Raw genomic sequence first — 13,649 nt, 5'->3', positions numbered from 1 at the left:
GGCTCGTCCGTTCTCCGATAGCGCGTTCCGACGTTGCGCCGGATTCCTGTCAGGAACCGGCCTGCCGTCGCTTCTGCAGGTTGTCGAGATAGACCACGAGCGCGATCAGGAGGCCTTCCAGCACCATCTCCCAGAACGGGTCGATGCCGAGCAGGACCGCCGCGTTGCTCATCGTGGTGAAGAGGACGGCGCCGACCACCGTGCCGAGCACGGTGCCCCTGCCGCCGAACAGGCTGGCGCCGCCGACCACAGCCGCGGCGATCGCCTGCAGCTCGTAGGCATTGGCCATGGACGGGGACGCGATGCTGAGGCGCGAGACCAGGAGGATGCCGGCCAGCGCCGCGAGGCCCGAGCTCAGCACATAGGCGATCAGCGTGATCCGGGGCGTGTTGATGCCCTGCCGGCGCGCGGCCTCGGCATTCGAGCCCATCGCGTACATGTATCGCCCGGTCCGGGTGAAGCGGAGCAGGTAGTGGACCGCGACCCCGACCGCCACCATAGCCCAGAACAGATTGGGCAGGCCGGTGGTGCCGCGGGCGAACTCCTTCACCTCGGCCGGCAGGCCGCCGATCGTCATGCCGCCCGACAGCAGCAATGCCAGGCCGCGATAGACCTGCAGGCCCGCCAGCGTCACGATGAAGGGCGGGATGCCGAGGCGGGCGATCGCGGCGGCGTTGACCAGCCCGACCCCCGCCCCCGCCGCCAGGGTCAGCAGGGCGGCAGGCGCGAGGCCGAGGCCATGCCCGCACATCTGGGCGAAGACGACGCCGCAGAACGCGACCACCGACCCCACGGACAGGTCGATGCCGGCGATGACGATCGTGCACATCACGCCGATCGCGACGATCGCCACGACCGGCGTCTGCCGCATCAGATTGCTGATGTTGCCTTCGGTCAGGAAGTTGGGCGTGGTCAGCGCCAGCGCAACCCAGAGCATGACCGTGAAAGCGATGACATAGGTCTCGATCGGCAGGCGCCGGAGCAGAGCCTGAAGGGACTTGCCCGGGGCAGCGCTGCGAAGGCGCGGTCCAGGGCGGATGTGCGGCATGGGCTGATCCGTCATCGGACCTCCGTGATGAAAGCGGGCGGGGGCTGCCACGGCAACCCGCCGCCCGCGGCAGATCAGTCGGCCAGGAACGGGTCGAGCTTGCGCTTCGACACGTCGAGCAGGCCGGCCAGCGCCGGGTCGTTCATGCTGGCCTTCGTCACCGTGCCGACGCCGGTGTCGACGGTCTTCGGCAGGCGCACGCCGTGGGCGGCGGCGTAGCCGTACCAGACCCCGGCGAAGCCCATCATGTAGGGGTCCTGGACGATCAGGGCGTAGATCGACCCGTCCTTCAGATGCTCCAGCTCCCCAGCATCGGAGTCGAAGGCGACCAGGCAGAATTTCGCGCCCAGCTTCTGCTCGGCGACCGAAGCGCCCGCGCCGGTCCCCATCTGCGCATTGTCGGCGAACAGGCCGACGAGGTCCGGATCCTTGGTCAGCATGTCGGCGGTCAGGGTCATTCCCTCCGCCTCCTCGTTGTTGCCGACCCGGTTGCCGACCAGCGTGATGTCGGGATAGGCCTTCAGGCCTTCGACGAAGCCCCGATCCCGCGAATCGAGCGATTCATGGCCGGCCATGGCGGTCAGATAGCCGACCTTGCCCGCCGCCTTGCCGGTCCGCTCCTTGATGCATGCCGCCATGGCCTCGGCCGCAGCCTTGCCGCCGGCCTCGTTGTTGGTGGTGAGGAAGGAGGCGTACTGGTCCGTCTTCGCCCCAGAATCGATCACGATGACGGGAATTCCGGCGTCGGTCACCGCGGCGATGGGGTCCCCGAGGGCTTCGAAGATGGTCGGCGAGATCACGATTGCGGCTGGCTTCGACCCGGCCGCGTTCTCGAGGACGGCGATCTGGCCCGCGGCATCGTCCTTCGGCGTGCCCAGCTTGTCGACCTTGACGCCGAGCTGCCGGCCGGCCTCCTCGGCGCCCTTGAACACCCATTGCCAGTATTCCGACGTGGTCGCCTTCACGATCACTGCGACCGTGTCCTCGGCACTGGCCGGCGTGACGCCCGCGAGGGCAAAGGCCGCCGCCGAAGCAGCCAGTAACGACTTGCGCATCATGGTTCCTCCCCGTGTCGTGCAGCGCTCAGGCTGCCTTCTTGGATTCGCTGTAGCCGGTCATGTATTTGATCAGGGTCTCCTGATCCGTCTCTGCCGCCGGCGTGACGTGGACCACCCGGCCGCGGAACATCACGGCGATGCGGTCGGCGACTTTCAGGATCTCGACTAGGTTGTGGCCGATATAGATGACGCCGACGCCGTGGGCGGCGAGGTCGCGGGTATGATGGATCACGCGCTCGCGCTCCATGACTGCGAGCGCCGCGGTCGGCTCGTCGAGCAGCACCACCTTGGCTTGCCAATAGATTGCCCGCGCGATCGCGACGGCCTGCCGCTGCCCGCCCGAGAGCCGCGCCACGGTGCGGGCCTCGGCCGGAATCTCGCTGCGAATCCGCTTCAGCAGCTCCGCGGTCTCGCGCCGGATCGTCCGCTCGTCCACGACGGGCAGAAACCCGAACAGGCGTCGCATCGGCTCGCGGCCGAGGAAGATGTTGGCGCCGATCGAGAGGTCGTCGGCGAGCGCCAGGTCCTGATAGACGGTCTCGATGCCCCTTTGCCGCGCCTCACGCGGCGAGGACAGATCGAGCGGCATGCCGGCCAGCAGCATCCGGCCGGCATCGGACCGGTAGACCCCCGAGATATGCTTGATCAGCGTCGACTTGCCGGCGCCGTTGTCGCCGACCACGGCCAGGACTTCCCCGGCATCGAGATGCAGGTCGACGCCGCGCAGCACCTCGACGGGCCCGAAGCTCTTGCGCAGCCCGGCGACTTCGAGAATCGGGCTCACGCGCTCACCGGCCGAAATCTCACGGCGATCATATTTTTTTCCTCCCCGGCATACGCTTATTTGTTCCTTATACAGAAAAACCAACTGAGCTCGTGGTCAAATTGTTTTTTATGGATTAAAAGACAACCATAAAGAACGGAGAGCACCGGCATGAAGTCCGATACGGTATTCAAGCGCGCCTTCAACGACGCCTTGGACCTGCTCGCGGCGCTGGAAGACGGGGACACGCTGCCGTCGGAGACCGTGCTCAGTGCGCAGCTCGGGGTCAGCCGCACCACGGTGCGCAAGGTGCTCTCGACGCTGGCCGGGCAAGGGACCGTGGCCGGAACCGGGCGCCGGCGAACCGTCCGCCCGGACGGTGGAGCCATGCAGCGGTTTCCGGCGGCGGAAACCGTCCCGATGGCCGAGCAGATCGAGAAGCGCTTCATGGAATGGATGCTGCGGGGCGATGCCCGGGCGGGGACGGCGATCAACGAGCTCGACCTGGCTCGCCAGTTCGGCGTCGCCACCACCGGCATCCGCGAGTTCCTCAACCGTTTCCAGCGCTTCGGCCTGATCGAGAAACGGCCGAACGCCGGCTGGGTGTTCCAAGGCTTCACGCCGAGCTTCGCGCTCGACCTGTTCGAGATCCGCGAGATGTTCGAGCTGCGGTCGGCGATGACGTTCGCGGCATTGCCGAAAAGCTCACCGCATTGGCGAAAGGTCGATGCCTTGCGTGAAGAACACGTCGCTCTGCTTCAAGAGATTGAGCTCCGCTATCACGACTTCTCCGACCTCGACAGCCGGTTCCACCGGCTTGTCAACACGGCCACTCCCAACCGGTTCATCGATAGCTTCTATGACATCATCACCTTGATCTTCCACTACCACTATCAGTGGAACAAGCATGACGAACGGCAGCGCAACGAGGTCGCGATCCGCGAGCACCTCGCCTATATCGAGGCGCTGTTCAGCCTCGATACCTCCAAGATCGAACTCGCCTGCCGCGCCCATCTGGCCTCGGCGAAGGAAACCCTGATCCGCTCGACCGCAGGATGACGGGTGCCAGTGAACCCGGCCCTTCCCGTACGACGAGAAGGGCGCCAAGATCCGCGAGCGGAGCTCGTCCACCGCGCTGACGACGACCTGCTGCGACGTCGTCGCGTCGCGGCCGAAGTGGTTGCGACGCTGACCGGGCAAACCGGCAGTCAAAGAGAAGCCTGCGCGATTCCGATCTGGGGAGGATCCGATGACCAACAATTTTCCGAAGCTGCACAATGCGGCCTGGCCGGGAATCGTCGGCAAGGGCGGCGATTCCGAGCCGATCATTCCGCTCGACACGCTCCTGCGCCTGACCGCCAACGCCGAGGTCGGCGGCGTCAGGTTCGACGGCATCGACCTCTTCATCACCGATCCGCATGTGTCGATCGACAGCGACGGGGATGCGGTCAAACGGATGGCCGACCATATCGCCGGCTATGGGCTGAAGGTCGGCTCCTTCGTCGCGCCGATCTGGGGCGGTGCCGGCGGCGGATCGGCCATGGGCTCGGCCGAGGACCGCAAGCGCTTCGTCGACCAGGTCAGGAAAGCCTGCGCCATCGGGCGGCAGATGCGCGCGCTCGGCATCCGCCCGACCGGCGGGATCCGGATCGACTCCTCCACGGGAGTCGAGGCCTGGGATCGGGATCCGGAAGGCAATACCCGGCTGATCGCGCAGACCTTCCGGGACGCCGCCGACATCGCCGAGGATCATGGCGAGTTCCTCGTCGCCGAGGGCGAGATCTGCTGGGGCGGCATGCATTCCTGGCGCGAGATGGTGAAGCTGCTCGAGCTCGTCGATCGCCCGGGCGTGGTCGGCTACCAGGCCGACATGGCGCATTCGATGCTCTACACGCTCGGCTATAACGCCGAGCAGGACCGCATCCTGCCCAAGGATTTCGACTGGTCCGATCAGGCGACGCTCGACGCCGCCTATCGGAAGGTCGCCGATGCGCTGCGGCCCTGGACCATGGATTTCCACGTCGCGCAGAATGACGGCACCGTCTTCGGCTCGGGCGACCATGAGAAGACCGGCCGCCACTGCCAGGTCACCGACCCGAACGGCAGGCTCGATATCACCAAGCATGCCGGCTATTGGCTGCGCGACAGCGACGGCAATCTGACCAGGCGAATGCGCCATATCTGCTGGGACGGCTGCATGTTCCCGAATGCGGTGATGGAGGACCAGAACACCTGGAATGCCGTGCTCGGCGCCATGATCAAGGTGCGCGACGCCCATGGCTGGCACGAAGACTGAAGCGGGGGGAACAACGAAATGGCCAGGACACTCAATGTCGGCATGGTCGGCTATGGCTTCATGGCGCGGGCGCATTCCAATGCCTGGGCTAACGTCTCGCACTTCTTCGACACCGGCTATCGGCCGGTCCTGAAGGCCGTTGCGGCCCGCAATGTCGACAAGGCCAAGGCCTTCGCGCAGATGTGGGGCTATGAGGGCGTCGAGAGCGACTGGCGCAAGCTGATCGAGCGCAAGGATATCGATCTGGTCGATATCTGCACGCCGAACGACAGCCATGCCGAGATCGCGATCGCGGCGGCCAAGGCCGGCAAGATGGTCACCTGCGAGAAGCCGCTCGCCCGCACTGCCGCCGAAGGCCTGCCGATGGTGCAGGCGGTCGAGAAGGCCGGCGTGCCGAACATGGTCTGGTACAATTACCGCCGCGTGCCGGCGGTGAGCCTGATCAAGCAGATCGTCGACCAGGGCCTGCTCGGCAGGATCTATCACTACCGCGCGAAGTTCCTGCAGGACTGGACCATATCACCCGACGTGCCGCAAGGCGGCGCCGGGACATGGCGGCTGGATGTCGACGCGGCCGGTTCGGGCGTGACCGGCGACCTGCTCGCACACTGCATCGACACGGCGATCTGGATCAACGGCTCGGTCAAGACCCTGACCGCCATGACCGAGACCTTCGTCAAGCAGCGCAAGCATGCGCTGACCGGCAAGGTGCAGCAGGTCGGCATCGACGACGCGGCCGCGGTGCTGGCCCATTTTTCGAACGGCTCGCTCGGCACCTTCGAATCCACCCGCTATGCGCGCGGGCACAAGGCGGCCTATACGCTGGAAATCAACGGTGAGAAGGGTTCCTTCGCCTGGGATCTGCACGACCTCAATCGGGTCGCATGGTTTGATCATCGCACGCCCGGCGCACTCCGCGGCTGGACCTCCATCCTGGTCACGGATGGCGAACACCCCTATCTCGGCAAGTGGTGGGTGCCGGGGCTCGTCATCGGCTACGAGCATTCCTTCGTGCACCAGGTCGCCGATTTCCTGCAGGGCCTCACCGACGGCAAGCCGGCGGCGCCGACCTTCCGCGACGCGCTGGAGACGACGGTCGTCTGCGACGCGATCATTGCTTCGGGCCGGACCGGCAAATGGGTCGATGTCGAGGCGCCCAGGCCGGCCAGGACGAAGAAGGCCAAGGCGGCGCCTGTGAACGCCGCCAAGCCGAGCACGAAGGGAAAGAAGGCCAGATGAAGATCGGGATGGAGAGGGCCAAACGCGAACGTGGTCTCTCTCCTGAAAATTATGATCCTGACCGATCGAGCGTTCTTGCAGACCGATCCCAGCGGCACCGGAGCAACAGTTCAGAGCGCATTACCCTTTTTTGAGCCGTCCCTTCTCGGATCATGGGCGCAGCCTGATGCTCTCGGCGAAATTGCCATGGAACATGTGCTGCCCGAGATGCCCCAGGTCGGACTGCAGATCGGCATGAACCTGGCCGCCGATGTCCCGCCAGCGGCGACAGAAGGCATAGTCCTCCGACAGGTAGCGCCTGGTGTCGGGATCCACCATGCAGTCGAAGAACAGCCAGTAGAACGGGGCCTCCGGATTGTTCGGCGGACCATCGGGGACGTAGTTGAGCTCCGGATAGCTTTGCATCAGCCGGCCGAACACATGCCGCTTGATGACCATGAACCCGGTTGGCGCCTCGGCGACCTCGATGAAGCCCTCCTCGCTGACGAATTTGTCCAGCGGCTCCGAGCCGAGGCCGACCGGGTTGAACGGATAGTCGGTGTACAGCGTCTCGAAGGACTCCTTCGTCGTGCCGGCGGGCACCCCCTGCTGCGGCCAGTTGAAGCGCTTGATCGGATAGATCCCGGTGGCAACGTCGTAATCCGACAGCAGGAGACGGATGGCCGCCTCGGGCTTGAACACGATGTCGGAGTCGATCCAGAACAGATGCGTGTACTGCTCATTCATCAGGAAGAACTTGACGATCTCGTTCCGGCCGCGGGTGACCAGGCTCTCCGAGCGCATGTGCAGGGACGAGCTCAGCCCCAGGCGGATCGCCTCATGGGTGAACTGGAACAGGCTGGTCACGTAGTTCATCGAGACCGCCGAGATGTAGCAGGGCGTCGCTAGAAGCACGTTCATCGACTGCAGGGCGGAAACGGGGAGCATTCAGAGCCTCGGCTGGTCGGTCTTGATCAAGAACGGCTTTGGAACTGGCGGCCGGTCTCGCCGGAAACGGAAATGGCCATGATCCGTTGGGAGTCCGGATCATGGCCCCGATCGCCGAGGACCGGCGTCGTCATCGCCTCTGGACCTCGGCGTTCTCCGCGCCGAAGCGCACCCTCAGGTGCAGACCCATTCGGGGATCCGGCACTCATTGGCGTCACCGCCGCAGATCGCAGTCGCCTTCTCCTCGGCCTCGCGGCGGGTCTCGGCCGAGGCGGCGCCCCAGGGGGCCGGCCGGCCGGGGGCGGAAGACGTCCCGACCGACAGGGCGGCGCAGTGCTCATAGGGGAAGCCGCTCTTGTCGTCGTCGGTCCAGTGGCGGTGGTTGCGGAACAGGGAGACGACCTTGCAGTCCTGGCCGTCCCGGTTCAGGCAGTGCCGCAAGGCGATCTCCTGGGCCTCGTCCGCCTTGTCGGCGCCCCAGAAGAAGCCGCGCTTCTGGTCCGGCGCCGAATAGGCGATCGCGCCCCAGATCCCCCTCATTTCGGCCGCCGGCGCCGGCCCGGTCGGTGACAGGACGATCTCGACGCGACGGTTCTGCGGCTCACGGACGCCGTCGGCGGTCGGGACGAGCGGATCGGACTCGCCAACGCCCCTGACCGCGATCAGGCTGTCGGCGACGCCATCGGCCACCAGCTCGCGACGGACCGCCTCGCCACGACGAACCGAGAGGGCCTGGTTGTATTGTACCGAGCCCGAACGGTCGGTGTGACCGGTGACGTCGATGCGGGTGGTCTCGCCCTGCAGCGCACTGGCCGCGGCCGAGGCCACGACCTGCCTGGCTTCCGGGGTCAGATTCGAGCTGTCGAAGTCGAAGAACACCAGGTAGCTGCGGTTGGAGTCGACCGTCTCGCCCACGGCCGGCGCCGGCGCGAGAGGCGAATCGGCCGCCCCGGCCGCGGCGGCGAGGCAGGCCCAGGAGGCGAGAACCAGAACGAACGGTCGAAGCATCTTCATCTCCCTGATCCCGGCCGCCGCTGCCGCGGGCGGCGATCCATCAGCCGGCGGCGCGCAGGCTGGTCATGGCGACGCAATTCTCGTCGACCGGCATGAGCACGACCCGCGCCCCGTTGGGCAGGGACACCAGCGGCAGCTCGCCGAGCATCCCGGTCTGGCCCTTCTGCTGGTCAACGAGCTGGGTCGCGACGGTCTGGCAGCTGGCCTTGACCGGCGTCACCCGGACCAGGGTGCCTTCGCAGGAGCGTCCGACCGGAGCCGTGAAGACGATGCCGGCCGCGGGCATTCCCTGCGTCGCCGGGTCTCCCGCCAACGCGACGATCGACTCGACCGCATGCGCGTCGGCCGCCTTGGTGTCCCACTGGGTCTGCGCGGTGTAGCTGGCATCGGCGGCGACGCCGCGGCCGAGCGCGGAGAAGACGTTGCCGCAGGCGCCGATCTTGGCCTGCTTGACATGCTCGTCGAAGACGCTGGCGGTGGCGGTCGTGGTGGGCGCCGCCGGCTGCGCCGCAGCGGGCCGCTGGCTCTGGGCCGCCTGCTCCTGCGCCTTCGGCGCCTCCACTGCCGGCTTCCGCGCATCCGCCGCCTGGGCCGGCAACTGGGCGAAGCCGATCAGATCGAACGCGACGACCGCGCCGGCAATGAGCGCGACCGAGACGGTCCCCAGAAGCAGAGTCTTGGCCAGTCGCATCGTATTCATCCTTCCTCTAAGGGGCGTCCGATCGGACGCCCGGGTCATTTCATCGCGGAGAGGGCCGTGAACAGGCCTTCGAGGGGAGCCTGGAACGACACCTCGCCGGCGTCCGCGAGCGTGTAGGAGACGGTGCAATCGGTGCCGGCCTGGATGTGCCGCCGCAGCATCCGGCCGATGGCGATCGTGGCGGTGCAGAACGCCCCGTCGCAGCGGTCGGTCTGGGCGACGATCCGGTCCGGCTTGTCACCCAGCGCCAGCCCGATCTGCTGCCCGAGACCGACCGCCGCCGGGACCCGCATCACCACCAGAGGTTGCCCATCCGCCGTGGCCACGAAGGACCAGTTGAAGACAGGCGCCCCGCGCTGATCGACGATGGACTGGGTCAGGTTGCAGACCCGGCGTTTCGACTTCAGGCTCTCGTCGCAGATCAGGGTCCAGTTCTTGAACGGCTGGACCACCCGCCGATACTGGCCGAGCTCCTCGCCGTCGGGGATGGCGACCTCCGAAGCCTTCACGGTGTACTCGCCGGGCAACTGCACCCAGCCCACCGCGGAAGCCGTCCCGGACGTCGCCGCCACCGCCAGCACCGCAAACAGGAGCCCTGCCAGCCGCATCAGCCTCGCCCTCAGTTGAAGGTGAAGGAGATGCCGACGCCGCCACCCCAGTCGTCGCCGCTGGTGACGGCCCGGGCGTTCAAGCGGATCCGGCCGGACTCGGCGGTGTAGCCGAGGCCGAGGGCCAGGGCCGCCTGCTCGTGCCACATGCCGCCGCCCATCGCGGCGCTGACCTTGCCCGGACGAGGATCGAACTGCAGTGACGATGCCGCGATGCCGATCGCCGCCCCCTGCCAAGCCTCGCGCCGTGCCTGCTTGATCTTGCCGTTGAGCGAGTCGAAGGCGCCGTTCAACTGGTCGACATTGACCGCGTCGGTGCCGTTCACGCCCGGCGCGAGGTTGCCGATGGTGACCGGCGCGCCCTTGTCCCCGCCCTGCAGCGTGATCCGGTTGGTCAGGTTGCCGGAGCCGTCGGTGTCGTACTTCACCGAGAGGCTCGACAGGGCCTGCAGCTGGCTCACATTGGCCGCATCGGTCGGAGCCGAGCCGGCGGCGACGTTGGTGACGCGGCGCTCCGCCCCCGAGGACCCGACCGAGACCTCGCCCGTCGCCACCCCGGCCGTGGTTGCGCCCACCACCGGCGTGTAGGCCGCGTCGGAGAGGTTGGCCAGGGTCTTGGACCCCGCACCCAGGGCCAGCGAGTTGGCCTTGGTCGCCTGCGCCCCGGCGCCGATTGCGATCGCGTTGTTGGCGGACGCGCTGGCGCCGTTGCCCATCGAGATCGCGTTGCTGGCGCTGGCGGTCGAGGCCGGGCCGATGGCCGTGCTGTTGCTGCCGGTGGCCGTGGAGTCCGCCAGGGTCGAGTTGGTGTGGAAGTACTTGATGCCGCCGCCGCCATTGATCGAGTTGTCGACCACCGACGCCAGCGAGTAGAGCTGCGAGCCGTTGACCGCGTCGGTCGAGGTCGAGGTGATCCGCCCCGCCGCCACATTGGTGATGGTGCGCTCGGCGCCGACATCGCCCACGCTGACCGTGCTGGTCGGGTTGGCCCCGGCGAAGTTGTCGAGCGTGAAGTTGTTGAACGAGGCGCTCGAGGTGCCGACCGCGGCCTGCGTCTTCGAGCCCGCGCCCAGCGCCACATCACCGGCATTGGCGCTCGCCGTGGCACCGTGGCCCATCGCCACGCTGTCCTGGGTCGAGGCCACGGCCGTCGGTCCGATCGCGACGCTGTCGGTCCCGGTTGCCGCGGAGTCCGCCAGGGTCGAGTTGGCGTGGAAGTACTTGATGCCGCCGCCGTTGTTGATGTTGGTCAGGCTGTCGTTCACGGCCCCGACGGCGTCGTAGATGGTCGAGTAGTTGTTGCCCTGCACCACGAAGGTCGGCCCGGTGATGGAGCCGTCCGGGTTCACCTTCGAGCCGCCGCCGAGGATGTTGGTGATGCTCTGCGCCGTGCCGAAGAGCTGCGAGCCGTTGATGGCGTCGGTCGAGTCCTTCGACACCACGCCTACGTCCATATTGTGCAGCTTGACCGGCCCGGAGCCCTTGCCCACCAGAGTCAGGTCGAAGGTCGGCGTGCCGCCGTTCGGTTTCGTCGGCTCATTGGGATCGCTGTACTGGACGGGCCCGATGCCGCCGTTGTTGATCTGGGTGCCCAGGATGCTGACCGCCGAGTTGGTGGCGAAGAGCTGGCTGCCGTTCACCGCGTCAGTCGAGGTGGCCGAGAGGCGGCCCGCCGCGACATTGGTGATGGTCCGCTCCGCCCCCGGCGCGCCGACGCTGACCGTGCTCGTCGGGGTCGCCCCGGCGAAGCTGTAGCCCTTGCCGGCGATCGTGGTGCCCGCGGTGGCCACCACCGCCGCGGTGGTCGAGCCGGAGCCCAGCGCCACGTCGCCGGCATTGGCACCGGCGGTCGCGCCGTGGCCGACGGCGACGCCGTCCTGCACCGAGGCAACCGCCTCCGGTCCTGCGGCGGTGCTGTCCGTGCCCGTCGCCTGGCTGTCGGCCAGGGTCGAGGTGGCGTGGAAGTACTTGATGCCGCCGCCGTTGTTGATGTTGTCGACCTTGGTGTTCAGCGTGTTCACCGAGGTGTTGGTGGCGAAGAGCTGCGAACCGTTCACCGCGTCGGTGGAGTCGATCGCGATCCGCCCCGCCGCGACATTGGTGATGGTCCGCTCCGCCCCCGGCGCACCGACGCTGACCGTGCTGGTCGGCGCCGTGCCGGCGAAGTTGTAGGTCGTGCCGGCAATCGTCGTGCTGGCCGTGCCGACCGCCGCCGCCGTGACCGAGCCCGAGCCCAGCGCCACCGCGCCGGCATCGCCGGCCGTGGCCCCGTTGCCCAGGGCGACCGCGTCCGCCGCCGTGGCGCTGGCGCCGACGCCCGCCGCCACCGCGTTGGTGCCGGTGGCGCCGTCATTGTCGTAGTTCGCGCCCGGGGTGCCGCCGTCATTGACGCTGTAGTAGTGCGTCAGCTTGCCGGTGATGGTCGTGACCTCGTTGGCGACGCTGTCCACCGCCGTGTTGGTGGCGAAGAGCTGCGAGCCGTTCACCGCATCGGTCGAGGTGGCCGAGAGCCGCCCGGCCGCGACATTGGTGATGGTCCGCTCCGCCCCCGGCGCGCCGACGCTGACCGTGCTGGTCGGTGTCGTGCCGGCGAAGTTGTAGGTGGTGCCGGCAATCTTGGTGCTGGTCGTGGCGACCACGGCCGCGGTCGTGCTGCCCGAGCCGAGAGCGACGTCGCCGACATTGGCCCCGGCGGTCGCGCCGTGGCCGACGGCGACGCCGTCCTGCACCGAGGCCACCGCCTCCGGCCCGGCCGCCGTGCTGTCCGTCCCCGTCGCCTGGCTGTCCGCCAGGGTCGAGGTGGCGTGGAAGTACTTGATGCCGCCGCCATTGTTGATGTTGTCGACCTTGGTGTTCAGCGTGTTCACCGAGGTGTTGGTGGCGAAGAGCTGCGAGCCGTTCACCGCATCGGTCGAGGTGGCCGCGACCCGGCCCGCCGCGACATTGGTGATGGTCCGCTCCGCTCCCGGCGCGCCGACACTGACCGTGCTGGTCGGCGCCGTGCCGGCGAAGTTGTAGGTCGTGCCGGCGATGGTGGTGCTGGCGGTGCTGACCGCGGCCGCGGTCACCGAGCCCGAGCCCAGTGCCACGTCGCCGGCATTGCCGGCCGAAGCCGTGTCGCCGAAGGCGAGCGAGCCCGCCCCGGTCGCGCTGCTGGTGCTGCCGAGCGCGATCGAGCCCTGCCCCGTCGCCGTGTTGCTATTGCCGAGCGCCAGCGCGCCGGTGCCGGTGGCGGTGTTGTTGGCGCCGAGGCCGACCGCACCGGTGCCGGTGACGGTGTTCGGATCGCCGATGGCGACGGCGCCGTTGCCGTTCACCGTCTGGCCTTCGCCGATCGCCACCGCGCCGGTGCCGCCCAGCACCTGCGAGGCGTGGCCGATCGCCACCGAGCCCGTGCCGGCCGTGGCCGCCACCGAGGTGTTGTCGCCCAGGGCGACGGTCAGAGCCGCCAGCGCTTCGGAGTCGTTGCCGATCGCCACCGACCGCACCCCGGCCGCATTCGCCCGCAGGCCCATCGCCGTGGAGGCCTCGATGGCATTGGCGTCGCGCCCGATCGCCACCGAGGCGTTCTGTGCATTCGCCTGGGTGCCCAGGGCGATGCTGTTGTTGCCGCCCGCGGCGTCGGCCTTGGCGCCGTTGCCGATGGCGACGTTGTCGCCGTTGTTCACCGGATCGCTGGCCAGGCCCGCGACAGCGCCGCTGCCCAGTGCGACCGAGGTCACGCCGAGGGCTTGCGCGTTGTGCCCCATCGCCGCCGAGTCGCCGCCCGAGGCGACGGCGCCGACACCGGCCGCCACCGCATTGGCGCCGGTGGCGCCGTCATTGTCGTAGTTCGCGCCCGGGGTGCCGCCGTCATTGACGCTGTAGTAGTGCGTCAGCTTGCCGGTGATGGTCGTGACCTCGTTGGCGACGCTGTCCACCGCCGTGTTGGTGGCGAAGAGCTGCGAACCGTTCACAGCGTCGGTCGAAGTGTCCGAGAGCCGTCCCGCCGCGACA

At 67.9% G+C, this 13,649-nt stretch carries 11 protein-coding genes; 3 read left to right on the top strand and 8 right to left on the bottom strand.

The genetic code is table 11. The features are described 5' to 3' along the window. Window positions 1-49: 49 nt before the first annotated feature. Genes FFK22_RS33240 through FFK22_RS33230 form a run of 3 tightly spaced genes read right to left on the bottom strand, consistent with a single transcriptional unit; the run spans window position 50 to window position 2,974 of the window. Entirely contained in the window at window positions 50-1,063 is a 1,014-nt protein-coding gene (locus FFK22_RS33240) for an ABC transporter permease (RefSeq protein ID WP_138892325.1), read from the bottom strand. A 59-nt stretch (window positions 1,064-1,122) separates the two neighbouring features. After that, window positions 1,123-2,103 (bottom strand): substrate-binding domain-containing protein, encoded by a 981-nt coding sequence (locus FFK22_RS33235; RefSeq protein ID WP_186002789.1) that lies wholly within the window; start codon window positions 2,101-2,103, stop codon window positions 1,123-1,125. 28 nt (window positions 2,104-2,131) lie between these two features. Next, window positions 2,132-2,974 carry an ATP-binding cassette domain-containing protein gene (locus tag FFK22_RS33230; RefSeq protein WP_221939035.1) on the bottom strand — a complete coding sequence of 281 codons (843 nt, stop codon included), beginning with the start codon at window positions 2,972-2,974 and terminating at the stop codon, window positions 2,132-2,134. Between the two features lie 66 nt (window positions 2,975-3,040). Here FFK22_RS33230 and FFK22_RS33225 point away from each other — a divergent pair, with 66 nt between their 5' ends. The 3 genes from FFK22_RS33225 (at window position 3,041) to FFK22_RS33215 (ending at window position 6,404) form a co-directional block, all read left to right on the top strand. Continuing rightward, window positions 3,041-3,928, top strand: coding sequence for a GntR family transcriptional regulator (locus tag FFK22_RS33225; protein ID WP_138892323.1), 888 nt, complete (start codon window positions 3,041-3,043; stop codon window positions 3,926-3,928). Between the two features lie 190 nt (window positions 3,929-4,118). Continuing rightward, the gene (locus FFK22_RS33220; RefSeq protein ID WP_138892322.1) at window positions 4,119-5,165 is read left to right on the top strand and encodes a sugar phosphate isomerase/epimerase; all 1,047 of its coding nucleotides are present in this window, start codon (window positions 4,119-4,121) and stop codon (window positions 5,163-5,165) included. 18 nt (window positions 5,166-5,183) lie between these two features. Beyond that, window positions 5,184-6,404 (top strand): Gfo/Idh/MocA family protein, encoded by a 1,221-nt coding sequence (locus FFK22_RS33215; protein WP_138892321.1) that lies wholly within the window; start codon window positions 5,184-5,186, stop codon window positions 6,402-6,404. Between the two features lie 150 nt (window positions 6,405-6,554). Here FFK22_RS33215 and FFK22_RS33210 read toward each other — a convergent pair whose 3' ends face one another. From FFK22_RS33210 to FFK22_RS33185, 5 genes are all read right to left on the bottom strand, one after another. After that, window positions 6,555-7,331, bottom strand: coding sequence for a hypothetical protein (locus FFK22_RS33210; RefSeq protein WP_138892320.1), 777 nt, complete (start codon window positions 7,329-7,331; stop codon window positions 6,555-6,557). A 174-nt stretch (window positions 7,332-7,505) separates the two neighbouring features. Continuing rightward, window positions 7,506-8,339 (bottom strand): OmpA family protein, encoded by an 834-nt coding sequence (locus FFK22_RS44040; protein WP_221939034.1) that lies wholly within the window; start codon window positions 8,337-8,339, stop codon window positions 7,506-7,508. Between the two features lie 46 nt (window positions 8,340-8,385). Beyond that, window positions 8,386-9,036 carry a hypothetical protein gene (locus FFK22_RS33195; protein WP_138892319.1) on the bottom strand — a complete coding sequence of 217 codons (651 nt, stop codon included), beginning with the start codon at window positions 9,034-9,036 and terminating at the stop codon, window positions 8,386-8,388. 44 nt (window positions 9,037-9,080) lie between these two features. Then, on the bottom strand, window positions 9,081-9,653 hold the full coding sequence (locus FFK22_RS33190) for an invasion associated locus B family protein (protein ID WP_138892318.1): 573 nt from the start codon (window positions 9,651-9,653) through the stop codon (window positions 9,081-9,083). A gap of 11 nt (window positions 9,654-9,664) precedes the next feature. Beyond that, window positions 9,665-13,649: YadA-like family protein (locus FFK22_RS33185; protein WP_186002788.1), on the bottom strand; the 3,985-nt coding region annotated here is incomplete at its 5' end.

The sequence above is a fragment of the Mycobacterium sp. KBS0706 genome, from assembly GCF_005938675.2.
GTDB lineage: Bacteria > Pseudomonadota > Alphaproteobacteria > DSM-16000 > Inquilinaceae > Inquilinus.
The sequence above is the reverse complement of the archived record's forward strand: the minus strand, read 5'-3'. Positions and strand labels throughout refer to the sequence as shown.

Bases quoted from the DNA above. Each gene is read 5' to 3' on its own strand.
- FFK22_RS33240 (WP_138892325.1), bottom strand. From the start codon at position 1,063: ATGACGGATCAGCCCATGCCGCACATCCGCCCTGGACCGCGCCTTCGC.
- FFK22_RS33235 (WP_186002789.1), bottom strand. From the start codon at position 2,103: ATGCGCAAGTCGTTACTGGCTGCTTCGGCGGCGGCCTTTGCCCTCGCG.
- FFK22_RS33225 (WP_138892323.1), top strand. From the start codon at position 3,041: ATGAAGTCCGATACGGTATTCAAGCGCGCCTTCAACGACGCCTTGGAC.
- FFK22_RS33220 (WP_138892322.1), top strand. From the start codon at position 4,119: ATGACCAACAATTTTCCGAAGCTGCACAATGCGGCCTGGCCGGGAATC.
- FFK22_RS33215 (WP_138892321.1), top strand. From the start codon at position 5,184: ATGGCCAGGACACTCAATGTCGGCATGGTCGGCTATGGCTTCATGGCG.
- FFK22_RS33210 (WP_138892320.1), bottom strand. From the start codon at position 7,331: ATGCTCCCCGTTTCCGCCCTGCAGTCGATGAACGTGCTTCTAGCGACG.
- FFK22_RS44040 (WP_221939034.1), bottom strand. From the start codon at position 8,339: ATGCTTCGACCGTTCGTTCTGGTTCTCGCCTCCTGGGCCTGCCTCGCC.
- FFK22_RS33195 (WP_138892319.1), bottom strand. From the start codon at position 9,036: ATGCGACTGGCCAAGACTCTGCTTCTGGGGACCGTCTCGGTCGCGCTC.
- FFK22_RS33190 (WP_138892318.1), bottom strand. From the start codon at position 9,653: ATGCGGCTGGCAGGGCTCCTGTTTGCGGTGCTGGCGGTGGCGGCGACG.